General features: G+C 59.4%; 16 protein-coding genes. 11 read left to right on the top strand and 5 right to left on the bottom strand.

The window, feature by feature from the left end; all coding sequences use genetic code 11:
• Positions 1-68: 68 nt before the first annotated feature.
• Entirely contained in the window at positions 69-1,112 is a 1,044-nt protein-coding gene (locus AC1Q8Q_RS18730) for an LLM class flavin-dependent oxidoreductase (protein ID WP_020801142.1), read from the bottom strand.
• 180 nt (positions 1,113-1,292) lie between these two features.
• Positions 1,293-1,778, bottom strand: a complete 486-nt coding sequence (locus AC1Q8Q_RS18725; RefSeq protein ID WP_008061453.1) for a flavin reductase family protein — start codon at positions 1,776-1,778, stop codon at positions 1,293-1,295.
• A 323-nt stretch (positions 1,779-2,101) separates the two neighbouring features.
• On the opposite strand from AC1Q8Q_RS18725, the gene AC1Q8Q_RS18720 reads away from it, so the two are divergent.
• Positions 2,102-3,508 (top strand): purine-cytosine permease family protein, encoded by a 1,407-nt coding sequence (locus tag AC1Q8Q_RS18720; protein WP_083349318.1) that lies wholly within the window; start codon positions 2,102-2,104, stop codon positions 3,506-3,508.
• Positions 3,509-4,195: 687 nt separating this feature from the next.
• On the opposite strand, the gene galE is transcribed toward AC1Q8Q_RS18720, so the two are convergent.
• The 3 genes from galE to AC1Q8Q_RS18705 all read right to left on the bottom strand — a co-directional run bounded on the left by galE (position 4,196) and on the right by AC1Q8Q_RS18705 (position 9,407).
• A complete protein-coding gene (galE, locus tag AC1Q8Q_RS18715; protein ID WP_020799632.1) occupies positions 4,196-5,173 on the bottom strand; it encodes a UDP-glucose 4-epimerase GalE in 978 nt (325 codons plus the stop codon).
• A gap of 71 nt (positions 5,174-5,244) precedes the next feature.
• A complete protein-coding gene (locus tag AC1Q8Q_RS18710; protein ID WP_492615345.1) occupies positions 5,245-7,875 on the bottom strand; it encodes a glycoside hydrolase 5 family protein in 2,631 nt (876 codons plus the stop codon).
• A 5-nt stretch (positions 7,876-7,880) separates the two neighbouring features.
• Positions 7,881-9,407 carry an O-antigen ligase family protein gene (locus AC1Q8Q_RS18705; RefSeq protein WP_492615344.1) on the bottom strand — a complete coding sequence of 509 codons (1,527 nt, stop codon included), beginning with the start codon at positions 9,405-9,407 and terminating at the stop codon, positions 7,881-7,883.
• Positions 9,408-9,510: 103 nt separating this feature from the next.
• Here AC1Q8Q_RS18705 and AC1Q8Q_RS18700 point away from each other — a divergent pair, with 103 nt between their 5' ends.
• From AC1Q8Q_RS18700 to AC1Q8Q_RS18655, 10 genes are all read left to right on the top strand, one after another.
• A complete protein-coding gene (locus tag AC1Q8Q_RS18700) occupies positions 9,511-10,902 on the top strand; it encodes an oligosaccharide flippase family protein (RefSeq protein ID WP_033039089.1) in 1,392 nt (463 codons plus the stop codon).
• 262 nt (positions 10,903-11,164) lie between these two features.
• Positions 11,165-12,631 (top strand): FAD-dependent oxidoreductase, encoded by a 1,467-nt coding sequence (locus tag AC1Q8Q_RS18695; protein WP_492615343.1) that lies wholly within the window; start codon positions 11,165-11,167, stop codon positions 12,629-12,631.
• A 111-nt stretch (positions 12,632-12,742) separates the two neighbouring features.
• Positions 12,743-13,360 (top strand): acyltransferase, encoded by a 618-nt coding sequence (locus tag AC1Q8Q_RS18690; protein ID WP_020799627.1) that lies wholly within the window; start codon positions 12,743-12,745, stop codon positions 13,358-13,360.
• Positions 13,353-14,309, top strand: a complete 957-nt coding sequence (locus tag AC1Q8Q_RS18685) for a glycosyltransferase family 2 protein (protein ID WP_020799626.1) — start codon at positions 13,353-13,355, stop codon at positions 14,307-14,309. The genes AC1Q8Q_RS18690 and AC1Q8Q_RS18685 overlap by 8 nt, the downstream gene beginning before the upstream one ends.
• A gap of 8 nt (positions 14,310-14,317) precedes the next feature.
• Positions 14,318-14,842: a serine O-acetyltransferase gene (locus tag AC1Q8Q_RS18680; protein ID WP_020799625.1), complete on the top strand. Its 525-nt coding sequence runs from the start codon at positions 14,318-14,320 to the stop codon at positions 14,840-14,842.
• Positions 14,843-14,847: 5 nt separating this feature from the next.
• A complete protein-coding gene (locus tag AC1Q8Q_RS18675) occupies positions 14,848-15,825 on the top strand; it encodes a glycosyltransferase family 2 protein (protein WP_033039832.1) in 978 nt (325 codons plus the stop codon).
• A gap of 19 nt (positions 15,826-15,844) precedes the next feature.
• Entirely contained in the window at positions 15,845-16,756 is a 912-nt protein-coding gene (locus tag AC1Q8Q_RS18670; RefSeq protein WP_020799623.1) for a DUF535 family protein, read from the top strand.
• Positions 16,757-16,827: 71 nt separating this feature from the next.
• Positions 16,828-18,030 carry a glycosyltransferase gene (locus AC1Q8Q_RS18665; protein WP_033039820.1) on the top strand — a complete coding sequence of 401 codons (1,203 nt, stop codon included), beginning with the start codon at positions 16,828-16,830 and terminating at the stop codon, positions 18,028-18,030.
• On the top strand, positions 18,027-19,214 hold the full coding sequence (locus AC1Q8Q_RS18660) for a glycosyltransferase family 2 protein (protein WP_083349314.1): 1,188 nt from the start codon (positions 18,027-18,029) through the stop codon (positions 19,212-19,214). The genes AC1Q8Q_RS18665 and AC1Q8Q_RS18660 overlap by 4 nt, the downstream gene beginning before the upstream one ends.
• Positions 19,214-19,957: a WecB/TagA/CpsF family glycosyltransferase gene (locus AC1Q8Q_RS18655; RefSeq protein WP_492615342.1), complete on the top strand. Its 744-nt coding sequence runs from the start codon at positions 19,214-19,216 to the stop codon at positions 19,955-19,957. Before AC1Q8Q_RS18660 ends, AC1Q8Q_RS18655 begins: the two co-directional genes overlap by 1 nt.
• The last annotated feature ends 186 nt before the right edge of the window (positions 19,958-20,143 follow it).

Raw genomic sequence — 20,143 nt, 5'->3', positions numbered from 1 at the left:
TCACATCCAACATCAATGTCGACTGTCAGATCGCTTCGCGAGCAGGCTCGCTCCCACAGGGGGTGGGCTCAGCGGAACGCTGGCACTACGTGCTTGATAAACAGTTCCAGGGATTTCTTCTTCTCGGCATGCGGCAGGCTGTTGTCGCACCAGAAGCTGAACTCGTCGACGCCCAGCTCCTGGTAGTACTTGATGCGCGGGATGATTTCTTCCGGGGTGCCGATCATCGCGGTCTTGTGCAAGCTCTCCAGTTCGAACTCTGGACGGCCGGCGAATTTCTCTTCCGGACTCGGTGCCAGGAAGCCGTTGACCGGGGTTTCCTTGTTGCCGAACCAGGCATCGAATGTGCGGTAGAACTTGGCGATCGCCTTGGCCCCGACCTTCCAGCCTTCGGGATTGTCGACCGAATGCACGTGGGTATGGCGCAGCACCATCAATTGTGGGCGCGGCACGTCCGGGTTGTTGTCCAGGGCGGTCTGGAATTTGTTCTTCAGGTCCAGGACTTCTTCGTCGCCTTTCATCAGCGGCGTGACCATCACGTTGCAGCCGTTGGCGACGGCGAAGTTGTGCGAGTCCGGGTCACGGGCGGCGATCCACATCGGCGGGTTCGGTTTCTGGATCGGCTTGGGCACGCTGGTGGAAGTCGGGAACTTCCAGATGTCGCCGTCATGGGCGTAGTCGCCTTGCCACAGGGCTCGAACCACCGGGACCATTTCGCGCAATGCCTGGCCACCAGAGGAAGCTGGCATGCCGCCGGCCATACGGTCGAATTCAACCTGGTAAGCACCACGGGCCAGGCCCACTTCCATGCGACCGTTGCTGATGACATCGAGCAGTGCGCATTCGCCGGCGACCCGGATGGGGTGCCAGAACGGCGCGATGATGGTGCCGGCGCCAAGATGAATGGTGGTGGTCTTGCCAGCCAGGTACGCCAGCAGTGGCATCGGGCTTGGCGAAATGGTGTATTCCATGGCGTGGTGTTCACCGATCCATACGGTGCTGAAACCACCGGCTTCGGCCATCAGCGTCAGTTCGGTCAGGTCTTCGAACAACTGGCGGTGGCTGACGCTTTCGTCCCAACGTTCCATGTGTACGAACAGGGAAAATTTCATGACGCTACCTCGAATCTCTTGTGGTCGACCCGTCGACTGCGGGGCTGTTGATTATTGGTATACCATAATACGGTTATACTGCAAAATCTATCAGATCAAAAGATCGCAGCCTTCGGCAGCTCCTACAAAAGCTCACATACTCCCTGTAGGAGCTGCCGAAGGCTGCGATCTTTTGCTGTGTCAGGCCAGAACGGGCAAGGCACCCATCTTGCCGTGGCAATACACCAGTGGCCCGGCATTGTGTTGGGGCACGATCAGGTTCTTCACTGCGCCGACCATGATCGCGTGGTCGCCCCCTTCATACTCGCGCCACAGTTCGCATTCGATAACCGCCGTGGCGTTGGCCAGGATCGGGTTGCCGAGTTCGCTCAACGTCCACTCGATGCCTTGCGCCTTGTCCTTGCCCTTGCGTGCGAAGGCATAGGCTTCGCTCTGCTGGCCGCCGGACAGCACATGAATGGCGAAACGTTTGTTCCTGATCAGGACCGGGTAGGAGTCCGAGCTGTAGTTAGGGCAGAACAGCACCAGGGCCGGGTCCATCGACAGCGAGCTGAAGGCGCTGGCGGTCAGGCCGACGACCTGCCCATCGTCATCGAGTGTGGTGATCACGCAGACGCCGGACGGGAACGAGCCCATGACTTGTTTGTAGATGGCGGCATCGATCATTGGACTGTCCTCTGGAGTGGAACGTAGTTTTTATGAGTTTGTGGGTCTGATGGTATACCGTAATACAGCGTTTGCAAGGGCTTTTTTGGTCGTCCGATAAACGTATGCCTTTGGTCTTTAAGTCAGTGTTTGCGGGGCTTTCAGCTAGGCAATAGGTGCAGATTGGCCGGAGGATGCCGGATCAGATGGGCGCTTAAAGACCGAATCAGTCTTGTGCAAATATTGGAATACCATAATATGGTGCGCATCTGAGGGGCGGCCAGAGAGTCCCCCCGGTTTGGCTTCATACAAAGATAAGAACAGACAAACTCGAGTTCATGCATATGTCCCAGATGTCCCGGCAAGACCCGTTGATTGAAAATCACACGGTCGATTACGTTCCACTCGCAGAGCGCCATGGGAAGGCCCGCGATCTCTTCACCCTGTGGTTCAGCACCAATATCGCGCCGCTGCCCATCGTTACCGGTGCCATGGTGGTCCAGGTGTTCCATCTCGACCTGTTTTGGGGGCTGCTGGCGATTGCCCTCGGGCACATGGTGGGCGGGCTGGTGATTGCCTTGGCCTCGGCGCAAGGGCCGCGCATGGGCATTCCACAAATGGTCCAGAGCCGTGGCCAGTTCGGCCGCTATGGCGCGTTGCTGATCGTGTTCTTCGCCGCACTGATCTACGTCGGCTTCTTCATCTCCAACATCGTCCTGGCGGGCAAGTCGATTGTCGGCATCGCGCCCTCGGTACCGGTGCCGGCGAGTATCCTGATCGGAGCGCTCAGCGCCACGGCGATCGGCGTGATCGGTTACCGCTTCATCCATTCGCTCAACCGCATCGGCACCTGGGTCATGGGCAGCGCCTTGCTCGCCGGGTTCCTCTACATCTTCGCCCATGACCTGCCGGCGGACTTTTTCACCCGGGGTGGTTTTAACCTGTCCGGCTGGCTGGCCACCGTGTCCCTGGGGATCATCTGGCAGATAAGCTTTTCGCCTTACGTGTCGGACTATTCGCGTTACCTGCCGGCGGATATCGGCATTGCCAAGCCGTTCTGGGCCACCTACCTGGGGGCGACCCTGGGCACCATCCTGTCCTTCACCTTCGGCGCGGTGGCTGTGTTGGCGACGCCGGAAGGCACTGAAGCGATGGCCGCGGTGAAGCAATCCACTGGCTGGCTGGGACCGATCCTGATGGTGCTGTTCCTGCTCAATATCATCAGCCACAACGCCTTGAACCTGTATGGCGCGGTGCTGTCGATCATCACCTCGATCCAGACGTTCGCCAGTCAGTGGACGCCGAGCATCAAGGTGCGCGTGATGTTGTCGAGCGGGGTGCTGGCGGGTTGCTGTGTGGTGGCATTGGGCGCTTCGGCGGATTTCATCTCGCAGTTCATCGGGCTGATCCTGGCATTGCTGTTGGTGCTGGTGCCATGGGCTTCGATCAACCTGATCGACTTCTATGTGATCAAGCGTGGGCGGTATGACATTGCCTCGATTTTCCGTGCGGATGGCGGGATGTATGGGCGCTTCAATCTGCATGCGATCGTGGCGTATTTCATCGGGATCATTGTGCAGTTGCCGTTTGCCAACACGTCGTTGTATGTGGGGCCTTATGCCAATCTGGTCGAGGGTGCGGATTTATCCTGGTTGGTGGGGTTGGTGGTGACTTGTCCGCTCTATTACTGCCTGGCTACGCGTGGGCGGACTCAGGAGGGCAGGGCTTCTGAGTTGAGTTATACCGACTGAATTTTGAGTCCTGGTGTTTGTCTTTGATGCCCGGCTTTTGCCGGGCATTTTTGTTTGGGTGATTGGGGAACATACTTGGGTCCATACCTCACTGGGGTAAGAGTCTTGTAGGAGCCAGGCTTGCCGGCGAAGGCGGCCTGAAAGCTGGTGATTGTCTTTCAGGTGTACATATCCATTGCTGCGGTAACGGCCACTTAGGGTTTCGCCCTTACGGCGACTCACTTTTTTTTCAAACGCCAAAAAAAAGTAAGCAAAAAAAGGCTCGCCCCAGCGTCCGGCCCCTCGCTAGGGCTCGGCGTTCCTTCGCTCCGGCATTCATCCGGGGGCATCGCCCTCCGGTTGGCTTCGCTGGCACCTCCATGCGATGTGTTCGACTGCGTCGAACGGCGCTGCGCGCCAATCCCCGGATGAACACCTCCGCTCAGCCTCCCGATATAGGGGCGGGTAGATCAAGATCAAAAGCTGAAGGCGAGCTAACGCTCGGCCTGATGAGTGGTGAAGAGCGGGTGGGGATGTACGCCGCTTTGCTTTTGCTTTTGCTTTTCTGTGGGAGCTGGCCTGCCAGCGAAGGCGGCCTTGCAGCCAACCAGTCGCTGACGAATGTACTCGATCTACTGTGGGAGCTGGCTTGCCAGCGAAGGCGGCCTTGCAGCCTACCCGGACTCTGTTGACTAAATATGCCCACCTTCAATGCCAGGGATACTTCCTCTCCCACTCCCAGGCATGCGCCACGATCTGTTCCAACCGGGCGTATTGCGGTCGCCAGCCCAGCAGTGTGTTGGCCCTGGACGCATCCGCCACCAACCGTGGCGGGTCGCCAGCGCGGCGTGAAGCTTCGCCGATGTAGATGTCCCGGCCGGTCACGCGGCGCGCGGTGTCGATCACTTGTTGCACCGAGAAGCCCTGGCCATTGCCCAGGTTGAACGCCGTGCTGCTGCCACCCTTGAATAAATAGTCCACGGCCAGGGCGTGCGCGGCCACCAGGTCACAAACGTGGATGTAGTCGCGGATACAGGTGCCGTCCGGCGTGTCGTAGTCAAAGCCATAGACGGTGATGGTTTTGCGCCGTCCGGAAGCGGCCTGCAGGATCAGCGGCAGCAGATGGGTTTCCGGTTCATGGCGTTCACCCAACTGCCCGTCAGGGTCCGCGCCGGCGGCGTTGAAGTAGCGCAGGCAGACCGACTTGAGCCCGTAGGCGCGGTCGAAATCTTCCAGCATCTGCTCCACCATCCACTTGGTGCGACCATAGGGGTTGATCGCGGCCTTGGGGTGCGCTTCATCGATGGGCACGTATTGCGGGTCGCCATAAACGGCGGCGGTCGAGGAGAAAATGAAGCGTTTGACCCCGGCGCGAACCATGGCCTTGAGCAGCGTCAGGGTGGCCGCCAGGTTGTTCTGGTAGTACTTGGCCGGTTCGGTGACGGATTCGCCCACCTGTATGAAGGAGGCGAAGTGGAACACGGCATCGAAGTGGTGGCTGGCGAACAAGGCGTCCAGCGCCTGGGCGTCGGCGATGTCGAGCTCGACCAGTGTTCCGCCCAGCAACGCGCTGCGATAGCCCGTGGAAAAGTTGTCCGCCACCACCAGTTCGTGCCCCGCGCCAAGCAACTGCTTGACCATGTGTGAACCGATGTAGCCTGCGCCGCCAATCACCAGGAATTTCATGCCGCCTCTCCTTGATATTGTTGCGGTGTCAGCGCAAGGCGGCTGACCCGTCCTTTAAAAGGTCTTTGCCGTCACTTCAGATTTTCACTCGCTTGCGATGCTTTTTTCAGGAATAACCAATTGGACGCCTGCAGGCCGTCAAATTTGATGGTGTAGCGGCCATCCAGGTAGGTGGCAGGCAGTTTCCCCAGTTGCCCAAGGGGGCCGCCCTGGGTGAACAGCGTCAAGCCCGGGGGGGCCTGGATGGACAGCGTGCCCTCCAGAGGCTCGACATGGAAAGGCGTCTTGTCGTTGTCCTTGGGGACAGCCCGGGTGCCCAGGGAAATCAGCAGGTCTGCGGACTTGCCGACGGGCACGCCGTCCAGGCTTTGCACCACGACGCTGGCGTAGGCGGTCTTGAGTTGCACCTGGATATTGCCCAACTGGATCGAATTGCCGCCGATCCAGCCGGTGGCCGCCTGGGTGCGAGGCGTATCGATGGTGTAGAGGCCTTGTTTCCAGTTGCGCTTGAGTTCACCGGTGTCCGTGGTGGATTCGCTGGCCGTGGCGTCCAATAGAGATTGTGCCGGATCGTGGAACACCTGTGCGTTCCTGGCGATGATGCCCGGTTGCAACCAGGGCAGTTGCGGCGTCTGTGGCATTGCAATTTGCAGCTTGCCTTTCTCCATGGCGGTGCGCAGCAGGGCCGAGCTGTCGGGTGTAATGCGTTGGTTGAACAGGGTTTCTGGCGTCGGCGCGAAGACATAGGTGGTCTTGGCTTCGTGAACGTCGCCGCGACGATAAAGCAGGGCGGCGGCGGGCAGGGTGGCCAACATGGCCGGGTCGTTGTAGGCGTGCCAGTTGCCGGCTGACTCCGATTGCCCGGTGAGTGGTTCCTGGCTATAGGCATATTGCATCAGCGCATCCCAGCCCTGATGGCTGGCCGTGCCGGCCATGTACAGAGGCAGCGAGTGGCGGTCGGCTATCGGGAAGGGTTCGTTGTTCCATTCGGTGACGGTCAGGGGTTTGCCGACGACCTGGCCGGCGCCAATCCAGTCCACCAGGCTGGCGCTGGTCAGCGGGTTTTTCTCAAGGGTCCCCGGGCCACCGTAGATATGCACGTCGACCACGTCACCGGCGGTCAGGGCGGGCAGGGCGCTCAGGCCATTGCCGCCCCAACTGCTGGTCGTGGCAATCGGCACTTTCACGCCGGTCTCGCGCAACGACTCGATCATGTCTACGTTGAAGCGCCGTTCCAGGTCGTTGAGGAACAGCTTGGCGGGGCCAGGCTCCCAGGATCGCCAGGTCTGGTCTTCAGGCAGGTTGTGCTGTTTGGCGAAGGCTTTGGCAGCCTTCATGTACAGTTCGTTGTGCTTGGGCACGGACTTGTCGGGCAACAGGGCGTTGCCATAGTGTTGGGTGATGTCGTTTTCGTTGGTGATCAGCACGGCGGCAACCGCCGGGTCATCCTTGTAGGCCAGGCCCGTGTAGCTGTTCACGTGGCTCAGATAATCCTTGGCAAAGCGTTTCATGGCCCGCTGGATCGTCTCGTTTACGTACGCATAGCCCTTGAGGTCGGCGATGCCATACTCGTTCTTCGGCAATTCATCGAAGGCAAAGATGTTGTCGTTAGCCCAGAGGGCTCGTTGAACGTGCATGTCGAGCCATACATAGATGCCCTCATCCTTGAGGCTCTTGATCCACAAGTCGAGCTTCTTCAGCGATTCTTCGCTCAGGCGCTGGGTATCATGCACTTTCCTGCCGTCACCGAAGATGTTGGGAAGGACCCACCACGAATCATGGTGGTGCAGTCGCACCAGATTGAAACCCAGGGCCGAGAGACGCTTGGCCTGCAGCTTGATCGCATCGTCGGGTGTTTGAAATAACGTATAGGCCGACAGGTTGGTGCCCCAGAAGCGCGCCGGGGTGTTGTCGGCAAACAGCAGTTGCTCGCCCACAGCCTTGACGAAACCACGCTTGCCTGCAGGTTTTTCCGGGGCATTGAGAAAGGACAGGTCGACCGGTGCGGTTTTCCAGTCCAGTCGATCGCTCGGCCAGCTTTTCGGATCCGCAATTCCAAAGCGCTCGGCGGCGGTCGGCCCCAGCACCACATCGCCAGATACGCTGAACGTGGCTTTGAAGTTTTCGCGACCGGGCTTGATCCGGTCCTTGTAGAGAAACGCCCGCACCTGGGATCGATCACCCGGTTCGAAATACACCCTCGCCAGCGCGGGTTCGAAGCGCATCTCGATGCGCCGCCCCTGGGCATTGCCCCAGGTCCAGCCACGGTTGCCAGGCAGCAACACCGGCTCACCCATTGCTTCGGCAAGGGCCGGGTCGAAGTTGAAGACGATACCCCCGCCCATCACGTTCGTCTTGAGGCTGCGGGCATCCAGCACAAGGTTGATGCTCAACGTCTGCTCGTCTTGCTTGCGTATCTGCCCGGTCGCATCGAAATCGAGCTTCTGGCTCTTGCCCTCCATGGCGTAGACAAAGGGCGAGATCACCTTGAGCGAGGGGGTGAAATCCGCCCAGTCCCAGTTGCCACCCCAAAAGACGAATTGAGAGGCCATGGCAGGGCTGCCACCACGCGTGACCTGGGGCAGGCCGCTGCGTTCATCCACGCTGGCGACCCACTCCGCCGCCCGGGTACTCAATGGCCAAATGGCAACGGTCAGGAGAAAGACTGACAGCAAAGGCATGCGGTAAAAAAAACACGTCATGAGCGTTACCAGGTCTGTAGGAGGGTACTCTTGCTGCTTGCTGTCTCTGCGCGCTTGAGCCTGCGCGCCATCTGAGCATAGGACACGCCCAGCCCGGCTACCGACCAATACACCACGGGGATGACCGTAATGCTGCTGACGGTGATGATGGTCACCAGTATTCCGGCCAGTGTCGCCAGCAAGGCACGTCCAAGTCGCCGCGACTCATCCTCCTGCTTGGGGAACGAACGCATCGCCTTGCGAATACCAAGCGCAATGGTGGCGAAAAAAGCCACGAACAGCGTCAGCCCGATAAAGCCCATTTGCAGGGCGATGCCGATATAGGTGTTGACGATGTCGATGATGCCCTGGCCCTGGATCATTGACTGCATTTCAGGGGTGCTGCGGTAATCGAAGGAACCCAGCCATGGATTGCGCTGGATGACGATCAACGAGTTATCGATCAAGCGCTGGCGGTAGGTGATGTTCTCGACTTCTACAGAGCCGATGAAGGGCAGCAGATCAAGGATTTTCTGTCCGCCGGGCAAGATGGCCAACAGGGGCAGGGCGAGCAAGGCGGCGCCCCCGAGCAGCACCAGGCGCCTGACCGCATAACGGCCGGTGCCGATGAACATGACGATCATGATGGCGGCACCGATCCACGGGCCGCGCGACAGCGGCGCAAACAGTCCTCCAGCGAGCAGCAGGGCACCGAGTCGTCGCTGCAGTTTGCTGCGCACACCCTCCTGCAGGAACAGGTAAAAGCCGATGGCCACGGCGATGACATAGCCCAGCGCAATGGCCTGGCCAGTGGTGACGCTGGCGCGCAGCGAGCCGCCACGGCTGAGATAGGTGGCGATTTCCCATTGCACGCCCATGGCGTAGGTCAGCCCGTTGTACAGCAGCCATCGGCGGGTATATTCGAAGAGACCGATCAGCGACAGCAGCATGGCGGCGAGTAAAAAGGCCAACAGCGCATCCTTGAAGTCGCTGACATTCTTCATGGATCGACTGGCAACGTAGTAAGGCAAAAAAACATCGACGAACAGATAGAGCGATTGACGCAAGGTGTCGGTGGGCGTGGTCTGGCGCAGGAAAAGCGCAGACGTCAGCAGCAGGTAGGCCAGCAGCAGTTTGTCCGGCAGTGTGCGCCCGAAGGGCAGTGTGTCCGGCCGCTTGCGCAACGCCAGAAAAGCCGGGAGCAACACGCACAGTGCCAGTAGTCGTACATGGTTCAGGTCAAAAAGATAGTTGACCAGGCCGAAGCCGGGGACCTGCGCATTGGCGGGTGGAATGAGAAACAACAGCATGAAAAACAATGCGAGGGGATTGCGCTCACGCTGTCGCGTCACCGCCAGAATGATTGCGGTAACGCCCGCGTACACCCAGAAGCTATGGGAAAAAAAGGCTAGCAGCGTCAATCCGAACCAAAGGTTGCGCCGGCGGGTGAAATCACTCAGTGGGATCAGATCGGCCGCCGGTCGCCGTGCAAAAGCGAAGACGATACCGGCAAGGACCAGGATGACGACTAACGCGCGAAAGTGCTCAGGCATGGGCTACCGACTTATTTGATGAGAGAGCGATGGCTAATGGCTAGTGGTTTGCCTAATAGCGACTATAGTACCTTTCGAGTCGTTCAATACGGGGATTGATGTTATGCCGTCAGTTAACATATCGCCAACGTTCAGCCTTCGTCGTCGAGCGATATCTGCTGGGGCATGGAACCTGGGGGCGCTGGTCACTTCACAAGTGATACGCCTGGGCGGCAACCTGGTGATGACCCGTCTGCTGATGCCGGAAATGTTCGGCATCATCGCCATTGCTACCACCGTTTTGTTCGTCCTGCACCTGCTCTCCGATGTGGGGTTGCGCCAGAACATCCTCCAGAGTCCACGCGGCGACGACCCGGTATTCCTCAATACCCTCTGGACCGTGCAGATCGTGCGCGGCTTCGTGCTGTTCGCCTTTACGCTGTTGCTGGCAGCCGCTGCCTGGTATTCGCAAGTCATCGATTTCTGGTCGCACAACTCCACCTACGCCGCCCCTGAGTTGCCGATGGTGTTGGCCTGGACCGGTGTTACCGCGATCATCTACGGGTTCCAGTCGACGAAAGTCGACCTGGCCGTCCGCGCTTTCCAGCAAAAGAAAGTGGTGATCGCCGAGTTCGTCTCCCAGGTCGTAGGCCTGTTGGTGATGCTGGTCATCGGTTACTTCACCCATTCCATCTGGTCGCTGGTGGCGGCCGGCCTGGTCACGGCCCTGGTCAGCACGTTGCTTGGGCATTTCTGGTTCGAGGGGCCGTCCAACAGTCTGCGCTGGGAACGCGCCGCACTCCACGAACTGATGGTCTTCGGTCGCTGGATCCTGTTGTCTTCGGCCGTGGGCGTACTGTCCATGCAGGGTGACCGGATCATTTTCGGCGGCAGCATGACAGTCTTCGAAATGGGCGTGTATTCGATTGCCGTGCTGATTCTTGGCGCTTTGCAGACCGGCGTATTGAAAGTGGTCGGGGCCGTGGCCCTGCCAGCCTTCGGCGAAGCCGCGAGAACCAACGACTTCGAGCGCCTGCGCAGTTTGTATTACCGCTTCAAGATGATGGTCGACGTTGCGTTGCTATTTCTTTGCGGGTTCCTCTGGGTCACCAGTCCACTCATCATCAAAGTGTTGTACGACGACCGTTACGCCCAGGCCGGCCACATGATGGCCGTGCTCTCGACGTCGTTTTTCGTGATGCGCTACATCGTGGCCAATCAAATCTGGATCGCCCTGGGGCTTACCAAGTACCAGGCCATCGATAACATCATCCGTGTGGTGTCGTTATGGGTGCTGGTCCCGTTGTTACTGGCTTTCGGTGGGGTCGATTGGGCGATCTGGGGCGTCGCGCTGCATACGTTGCCGACCTTGGTGTTGGTTGTGTATGTCAATCGTCGCGTGGGTATTCTCGATATCAAGCGCGAGCTGATTGTGTTGCCTATGCTGGTGGTAGGGGCGTTGTGCGGGGAGCTGGTGCTGGTCGTTTTCAAGTGGCTTTTCGATTTAAGCGCTTGACCGGTTTTTCTTGACGTTGAAGCACCCTTTGAATCTCGGACGCAAATCTCGATCCAGTGGAGTCGTGAGTGATGAGTGAACGCGTGTTGAATACCTCTGTCATCAGTCGCAGAGGACTCATTCGGGCATTTGCCCTGTTAAGCCTGGGGGGGCTGGCGATGAAATTTACCGGGGTTGGGGCTCGGCCTACTGCAGGAAAATCGGAGTTTGTCGTGATCAACGGGTGGGTATTACCTGCCGCGCATTTCCGGTAACTGCAAATATGATCAAAGACTACCAAACGCAGAAAGACCTGCGCGATCACTATGATTTCTGCATCGTTGGTGCAGGCCCGGCCGGCATTACGCTGGCCTTGCGTTTGGCTGGCAATGGCTGGCGTGTAGTGCTTCTGGAGGGCGGGGGGCGCGAGTATGCCGCGTATTCGCAGAACCTCTACAAGTGTCCTTCGACGGGGCTGGATGTCTTCGCTGAAGAAACCCGCCTGCGCTATCTGGGTGGCACCTCCAATCATTGGGCAGGTCGTTGCCGCCCCTTCGAGCCTTCCGACTTTGCCCTGTCCCCACCGGTGAACTTGCCCGGTTGGCCCATCGCGTTTTCCGAGATGGAGCGCAATCTGCCAGCGGCCATGGCCATTCTGGACTTGCCGCTGGACTCGGGGTTCAAGACCGTCAACGCGGCCTTTAAAAGCGATGAATTCGAAGCCGACCGTTTCCTGCTCAGTCCACCGACCCGATTTGCACAAAAGTATGCCAAGGAACTCGAGGAGACCGAGGGCCTGGATGTCTTCATCAATTGCAATTGCGTCGACCTCGATTTCGACAGCAACACCGGCCGCATCACCGCCGTCGTGGTGTCCGATTACGAACGCCAGCAAGAGCGTGTCTCGGCCAAGCAATTCATCCTGGCCACCGGTGCGATCGAAAATGCCAGGCAGTTGCTCAACAGCAAGTCATTGGCCGCTGCCGGCGTTATCACCGAGGATGGCCTGGTCGGTCGATGCTTCATGGAACACCTGAACATCGCCCTCGGTACCTTCATCCTCAACGAAGGTGAAAGCCGGGAGGCCAGGCAGTTCTTCACCAAGGATGCGTTTGTGGTCGAGCATCATTCCGGTAAAGGCAATGTCACCGCGTCCTTGGTGTCGGCGGTGGAAACCTATGGACGCTTGGCGGCAATCAAGGGTTTTTTCGAGAACCTGGCCTGCAAGGCAGGCATGGCGCACAAGATCGAGTTCATTGCCAAGTTCAACTGTCCCGGTGACGGGGAGCTCGGAACGATGATCGAGCAGTTTCCCAACCGCAAGAGTCGCGTCTCGTTGACGCAAGAACACGATGACCTGGGGATGAGAATGGTCAACGTCCATTGGGAGCTCGCCCCTGAAGACAGGGAGACCATAAAAAGCATCGGCCTGGAGGTGGCAAAGTGTTTTGCCGAAGAAGGGCTTGGCTATGTCAAGTTGGAGGAAGCGGTGTATGACGTTTCCCTGCCGCTCAAAGTCGTGCCGCATGCCCATCACATGGGCACTACGCGGATGGCCAGCTCCCCTGAATTCGGGGTGGTCGATGAGAACAGCAAAGTGTTCGGCACCAATAACCTGTACGTCGCTGGCAGCAGTGTGTTTGCAACGGCCGGCGCGAGCAATCCAACCATGCCGCTGTTGCAGCTGACGCTGCGGTTGGCGGATTACCTCAACCATCAAATGGGCCCTGTGGCAGGCAGGTATTCTTGAGTGAAACAGTCTTAGGGAGAGCCACCAAAGCAGGGTGCCACTAGAACAACAACCATGGTGCATCTGGTCTTGGTACCGATGTGAAACGCTGACATTTGTGAGGCTGACAGGATGATTGGGCTAGCAAAGCGTGCAATACGTTACTACGTCAATAAAACGGGTCGGGGGAAGGGTTTATTCAAGAAATTTTGCCATCCCACAGGCTTCGAATGGGCAAACTACCTGGCGCGCTGGGGAGGCATTCATTCGGTCGGAAAGGGAGTATGGATCAATCCCGGCTGCAACATCCCCGACCCTTCGCTATTACGCATCGGCAACAACGTCGGCTTGTCCGATTGCACGATATTCGGGCATGACGGGCTGATTGGCGTGTTCGAAATCAGCGCGGGTAAACAGCTCGACTCCGTCGGTGCGGTCGATATATTCGACAACTGTTTCATCGGTTACCAGGCCATCGTCATGCCGGGCCGCAAAATCGGTCCGAATTCAATCGTTGCCGCCGGTGCCGTGGTCACCAGGGATGTTCCGCCCGGTGTCGTGGTGGGCGGGAACCCGGCGAAGGTGCTCTGCACCGTTGAAGACCTGATCAAGAAAATCGAAGAGCGTTGCGAAGCCTATCCCTGGATGGAACTCATCCGCCAGCGCGGCACGCACTTCGACCCGGATTACGAGCCCAAGCTCAAGGCCATGAGGGCGCAGTACTTCTTTGGCGAGAAAGCCAATGAGTAGCGCGTCCCTGGATGTGCTCGTCGTCAACTACAACACGGCGGGTCTGTTGCAGCCCATGTTCAATGCGCTGCGCCAGTCCAAGAGTACCGACCACGCACGCTACCTGGTGGTGGACAACGCTTCGGCGGACAACTCGCTGGATTGCCTGGGCGATATTTGTCCAGAGGCCGTGTTGCTGGCCAATAAAGACAATGTCGGCTTTGGCCGGGCCAATAATCAGCTGGTTGAACACCTGCAGGGCAAGTACGCGTTGCTGCTCAACACCGACGCGTTTGTGTCCGACGACACCCTGGCCAAGACCCTGGAGTACATGGAGGCTCATCCCGATTGTGGGATCCTCGGTGTACGCCTGGTCGGTCGGGACGGCGAGATGCAACCGTCCTGCCGTTATTTTCCGACGCCGCTGAATGTCTTCCTCGTGACGGCCGGCCTTGAACGCTTCTTCCCGTGGGTGAAACTGGTCGACGACCTGGACTGGGATCATGCCTCGGTGCGCGAGTGTGACTGGGTACCCGGTTGCTATTACCTGATCCGCCGTGAAGTGATCGACAAGGTCGGCCTGTTCGATCCGCGCTATTTCCTCTACTACGAGGAAGTGGATCACTGCCGGCGCGTCAAGGAGGCGGGCTGGAAGGTAGTCTACTACCCCCACACGTCGGTGGTGCATATCGGTGGCGAGAGTGCCAAGTCGGTCGACAAACTGAACATGGACGGCCGACAGCTGCAGACCCTGCAAATCGAAAGCGAGCTGTTGTACTTCCGCAAGCATCACGGTTTGCCGGGGTTGGCCTTGCACATGCTGCTGGTATGCCTGTGCGACCTGATCCTGGGGCTCAAGGCTTTGTTGAAAGGTCGCGGTCGGGCCGCCATCAAGGCGTGTTGGCAACACACACGTGTGACTTGGGCACTGTTGCGTAAAACCAAACTCGGTAGCCAACCCACACGGTAGGTCAGTCCATGTTCGAAAACATACGTGCGGACTTGCGAGCATACGAGGGTGATTGGGGCGCCCAGGGTTTCTGGGTGATGCTGGTGTATCGCTTCGGGCGCTGGCGCTACGGCGTGCGCCCGGCGCTGCTGCGCAAATTGCTGTCCTTTATCTACAAAGTGCTGTTCAAGCTGGTGCAGATCGTAACGGGCATCGAGCTGCCGTGCGAGGTGGTGGTCGGGCGCAACTTCGTCATCGATCATTTCGGCGGCATCGTGATCAGTGGTTATGCGCAGTTCGGCGATGACTGCCGTATCCGCAACGGCGTAGTCGTCGGGCTCAAGAACGTGAAGGAGCCGATCGCCCCGGTGATGGGCAACAACGTCGATATCGGTACCGGCGCCAAGGTGCTGGGCAATATCCGCATCGGCAACAATGTGGTGATCGGCGCCAATGCCGTGGTGTTGACCGATGTGCCTGACAACTCGGTGGCGGTCGGCGTGCCGGCGACCATCAAGCAGCGCAAGCTTGCCGATGCCGAGCAATTCTCATGAACACGGTGACGACGGGGGTTGGGGTCGTTGTCATCGGTCGCAATGAAGGCCAGCGACTCGAGCGTTGCCTGGCTTCGCTGGTCGGTGCGGCGCAGCAGATCGTCTATGTCGACTCGGGCTCCACCGACGGTTCAGTACAGATGGCCCGAAGGCTTGGTGTCGAGGTGGTTGAACTGGACATGAGCATTGCCTTCACGGCCGCACGTGCACGCAATGAAGGTTTCGCCCGGCTGCAACGGCTGTTGCCATCGATGCGTCATGTGCAGTTCGTCGACGGTGATTGCGAGGTGGTTGCCAGCTGGCTACCCCATGCACAGGCCTTTCTTGAGGCCCGGCCTGAGGTGGCGGTGGTTTGCGGGCGGCGCCGCGAACGTTTTCCGCAGCGCTCCATTTATAACCTGATGTGCGACCTCGAATGGGATACGCCAACCGGTGCGACCAGCGCCTGCGGTGGCGATGCACTGATGCGCGCGGACGCCTTCGCCACTGCGGGCGGGTATCGCCCGGACCTGATTGCCGGGGAAGAACCGGAGCTCTGCGTGCGGCTGCGAGCCAAGGGCTGGAAGGTCTGGCGCTTGCCTGCGGAAATGACTTTGCACGATGCGAGCATGACCCGCTTCGGCCAATGGTGGCGGCGCACCTTACGCGGCGGCTATGCCTTCGCCGAGGGCGCGTTTCTACACGGTGGCGCACCGGAGCGCCATTGGCGCCGCGAGTCGCGCCGCGCCTGGTTCTGGGGCTTGGGCGTGCCGCTGGCGACGGTCATTGCCACGCTGCTGCTGGGCTGGCCCGGGTTGTTGCTGCTGTTGATCTATCCGCTGCAGGTCGCGCGCCTGGCCCGGCGGGGCGCTGGCCCTGCGCGGCAAAACTGGCTACTGGCGTTCTTCCTCGTGCTGGGCAAATTTCCCGAGATGTTCGGGCAGGTCAAGTTTCTTTTGAACAGGTTCGGTGCCGGCAAATCCGCATTGATCGAATACAAGTGAGACTTCGATGGACTATTGGATGATCGTCAAAAGCGTCTTCTCCGTGCACGCTGGCTATTCCCTGAGGGCATTGAAGAACAAACTCAAGTTTGTGCTATTGGTGGGCAAGAACTGGACCGAGTTGAATCTGTTTTTCGGGCGCATGTCCAACGCGCTGGGCGATACCGGCATCGAGAGACTCGGCGGCGATTGCCTGGGTGTTATCCACTGGCCCTACATCAGCAAAAGCTGGAACTCCCAGGACAAACTGGGCGTGATGGCCTCGCACTACGAGGTGGTCACGAAAAGCTGCCCGCAATTACTGCTGTTCGGGCGCGACGACAGCCTGGTCCTGAGCGACCTGACGGCGTGGTCCGATGGTTGCACGTTGGTACTGGACCGCCCGTTCTGGTTCATGCGTGAAGGCGAGTTGGTGCTGAATCTGTTCCAGGGCGATCTGCGCATTGCCTCGATCGCCTTCACCTTGTGCTGCACGGAGGGTGAGCTGTGCATCTTCATCGGTGCCGTGCAGGGCATCCATAAAGGCATCGAGAGCGAAAGATCGCTGGCCATCTACCGGGATGTCACCAAGGACTTCGAAGGCCTGCGACCCAGGAGCTTTCTGATTGAAGTGATCAAGTACATCGCCAGCCATATCGGCGTCGGAAAAATCTACGCGGTAGGGGATGTCTATCGTCATCATCGCCACCCGTATTTTGGTGCGCACAAAGCCCAGGAGCTGGCCGCCAATTATGATTCGATCTGGCTTGAACACGGGGCGACACCGTCTGCGCGCGAAGACTTTTTTGAAATCCCCATGGCTTCGTCCAGAAAGCCGCTGGAAACCATTGCTTCAAAAAAACGCGCCATGTATCGCCGGCGCTATGAGCTGCTGGACGATACCTTCACCAGGATCGACCAGGTGCTGAAAGGCAGCTACGCAGTGAATTGACGTGACCGGTTACTGGACTACTGTGGGGGTACCTGCAGTAACAACTTCGACGACATTCAAGCCGGGTGCCCATGCGTATCGCTTATTTCATCAATCAATACCCGAAGGTCAGCCATAGCTTCATTCGTCGCGAGATCCTGGCGCTGGAGCGCCAGGGCTTTGAGGTCCAACGCATCGCGTTGCGAGGCTGGGATGCCGAATTGGTGGACACCGAGGACGAGTCTGAACGCAGCAAGACCCAATACGTGCTGGCGGACGGCGTCAAAGCGCTGCTGCGACCTGCGCTGCAGGTGCTGCGTACCCAACCGCGGCGGTTCTTTTCGACGCTGTGGTTGGCGCTGCGCATGGGGCGGCGCGCCGATCGTTCCTGGCCGTACCATCTGGTCTATTTGCTCGAAGCTTGCCGCGTGCTGTCCTGGATGCAGGCGTTCGGTGCCCGGCACGTGCATGCCCACTTCGGCACCAACTCGACCGAAGTGGTGATGCTGGCCAACGCACTTGGCGGGCCGACGTACAGTTTTACCGTGCATGGTCCGGAAGAGTTCGACAAACCGCAGTTCATTCACCTGGGCGAGAAAGTCCGGCGCTCGGCGTTTGTCGCGGCCATCAGTGCCTATGGGCGCAGCCAGTTGTATCGCTGGGTCGACCCGGCGCATTGGGCTCGGGTCAAGGTTGTGCATTGTGGCCTGGAGCGGGCCTTTCACGATGTGCCGGCGGTGGCGGTGCCGTCCGCGCCGCGGTTGGTTTGCGTGGGGCGCCTGTGTGAGCAGAAGGGCCAATTGCTGTTGCTGGAGGCCGCTCGTCGCTTGGCCGAACAAGGCGTGGCGTTTGAGCTGGTCCTGGCTGGCGACGGCGAAATGCGCCCGCAGATCGAAGAATTGATTGCCCGGCACGGCCTGCAATCGCGTGTGCGAATCACCGGCTGGATCAGCAGCGAACAGGTGCGCATGGAAATTCTCGCCGCGCGGGCCCTGGTATTGCCCAGCTTCGCCGAAGGCTTGCCGGTGGTCATCATGGAAGCCATGGCGTTGCGCCGGCCGGTGCTGACCACTTATGTGGCGGGCATTCCCGAACTGGTGCGCCAGGGCGAGAACGGCTGGTTGTTTCCCGCGGGCGCGGTGGAAGAGTTGGCGGTGGCGCTGGCGGACTGCCTGGCGCAGCCGGTCGAGCAGTTGCAGCGCATGGGCGAAGCGGCTTATCAGCGTGTGCTGGAGCGCCATGATATCGATACCGAAGCGACCAAGTTGGCTCACCTGTTCAAGGCGCAAGCATGATCACATTCCTCAATTGGCTACTCGGCGTACCGCTGGCGATCATCCTCCTGCCGGTACTGGTGCTGTTCGTGCAGGTGCTGCTGGCTGGCTTGCCGGTGCGTGCGCAAGCACTCGCACAACGCCCGCGACCTCGGGTCGCGGTGCTGGTGCCGGCCCACAATGAGTCCTCGATTATCCAGGCCACCTTGAATTGCCTGCGCCCGCAATTGCAGGAGGGCGACCGCCTGTTGGTGGTCGCCGACAACTGCTCGGACGACACCGCCGCGATGGCGCGTGCGGCCGGCGCAGAGGTAGTGGAGCGCAGCAATGCCCAGCAGCGTGGCAAGGGCTATGCACTGGATTTTGGCGCGCGTCACCTGGCCGGTGATGCGCCGGACGTGCTGATCATTGTCGATGCCGATTGCCAGGTGAACGAGGGCTTCATCGAACGCCTGGCCATACAGTGCATCGACTCGGGCCGGCCGACCCAGGCGCTTGACCTGATGCGTGCGCCAGCGGGTTCGGGGCTGAAGGTGCAGATCGCCGAGTTTGCCTGGTGCGTCAAAAATCGGGTGCGACCGCAAGGCTGGGCTCGGCTGGGGTTGCCCTGTCAGTTGATGGGCACGGGCATGGCGTTCGTCTGGCGGGACCTGCCCTTGATCACGCTTGCCAGTGGTCACATCGTCGAAGACCTGAAAATGGGCCTGGATTTCTGTCGCAGCGGCAAGCCACCGATGTTTTGCCCTGATGCCCTGGTGACCAGCTATTTCCCGCGCAGTGACGAAGGCCTCACGACCCAGCGTACGCGTTGGGAGCATGGTCACCTGGGCGTGATCCTGGGCGACGCGCCAAAATTACTGGTGGAGTCGCTTGCCCGACGCAACTTCAACCTGCTGGCCATGACCCTGGATCTATTGGTGCCGCCACTGGCGTTGCTGACGTTGTTGTTGGGCGCGGCGTTTGTCCTGTCCTGGTTGGTGTTGCTGCTGTTCGGTGCATGGCTGCCGGCATTGATCGCATCGGTGGGGGTGGTCATGTTGATGATGACCATCTTGCTGGCGTGGAGTCAGTTCGGTCGCGCCATCATCGCGTTTTCCGCGTTGCTGTACGCACCGTTCTACGCACTGAAGAAAATCCCCCTGTACCTGGGCTTCCTGGTTAAACGCCAGGTTGAATGGGTGCGCTCCAAGCGAGATGACTCCTGATGCGCGCATTGGCCTGGCAGCACAACTGGCAAACGATCATCCAGTCACTCAAGGTCATCGGCGATAGCGATCAAGAGCAGCGCTTGATCGAGGCATTGGCCTGGCCGCAGCGGGCAACGGTGCTCGGGTTCGTCAACGCCCATGCGATGAACCTGGTTGCCAGGGACGATGCCTACTTCCAGGCACTGTCGGCCGCCGACGTGTTGCTGCGCGATGGCTCCGGCATGTCGATCCTGTTTCGCCGAATGGGCAGGGAGCCGGGGTTGAACATGAACGGCACGGACTTCATCCCCAAGTTACTGTCGGCCTATAAAGGGCGGCGCGTGGCGTTATGGGGCACGCAAGAGCCTTTCCTGGTCCATGCGGCAAAGCATTGCCAAACGGCATTGGCAGTCAATGTCGTGTCTGTCCACCATGGTTTCGACGATGTGCAGACCTACCTCGAACTTGCCCGGCAACATCAGCCGGAACTGGTGGTGCTGGGCATGGGCATGCCCAAGCAGGAAATCGTTGCCGCCCGGCTGGCGGCCAGCGGCGTGCCCTGCCTGATCGTGTGTGGCGGGGCGATCCTGGACTTTCTCGGCGGCAAGGTGAGTCGCGCTCCGCAATGGGTGCGAGGCCTGGGTTGCGAGTGGGTATTCAGGCTGCTCAGTGAACCCAAGCGGCTGTTCAGTCGTTATGTGGTCGGTAACCCTCTGTTCATATTGAGAACGCTTGCCTGCCCGGTACCGACCCGGGGGTGAGGTGCGTGCCGTAAGAACAGGCTCGGCAGCGTAATATCTTGCAAAACTCCGGCGTAGCATCTTTACTGCTCATGTAAGCGACGACTTGCTGACGCGGTAATAATTTGTTTCGCCTTTGGTGCGAATGGCGACGAAAGTTTGACGCCGGCCATCATCGTGTTGAAGCCTGATTTTCAGTTCGTTATT

This window comes from Pseudomonas sp. GW823-FHT06B06 (assembly GCF_058795195.1).
This window is presented reverse-complemented; position numbering and strand designations above follow the sequence as displayed.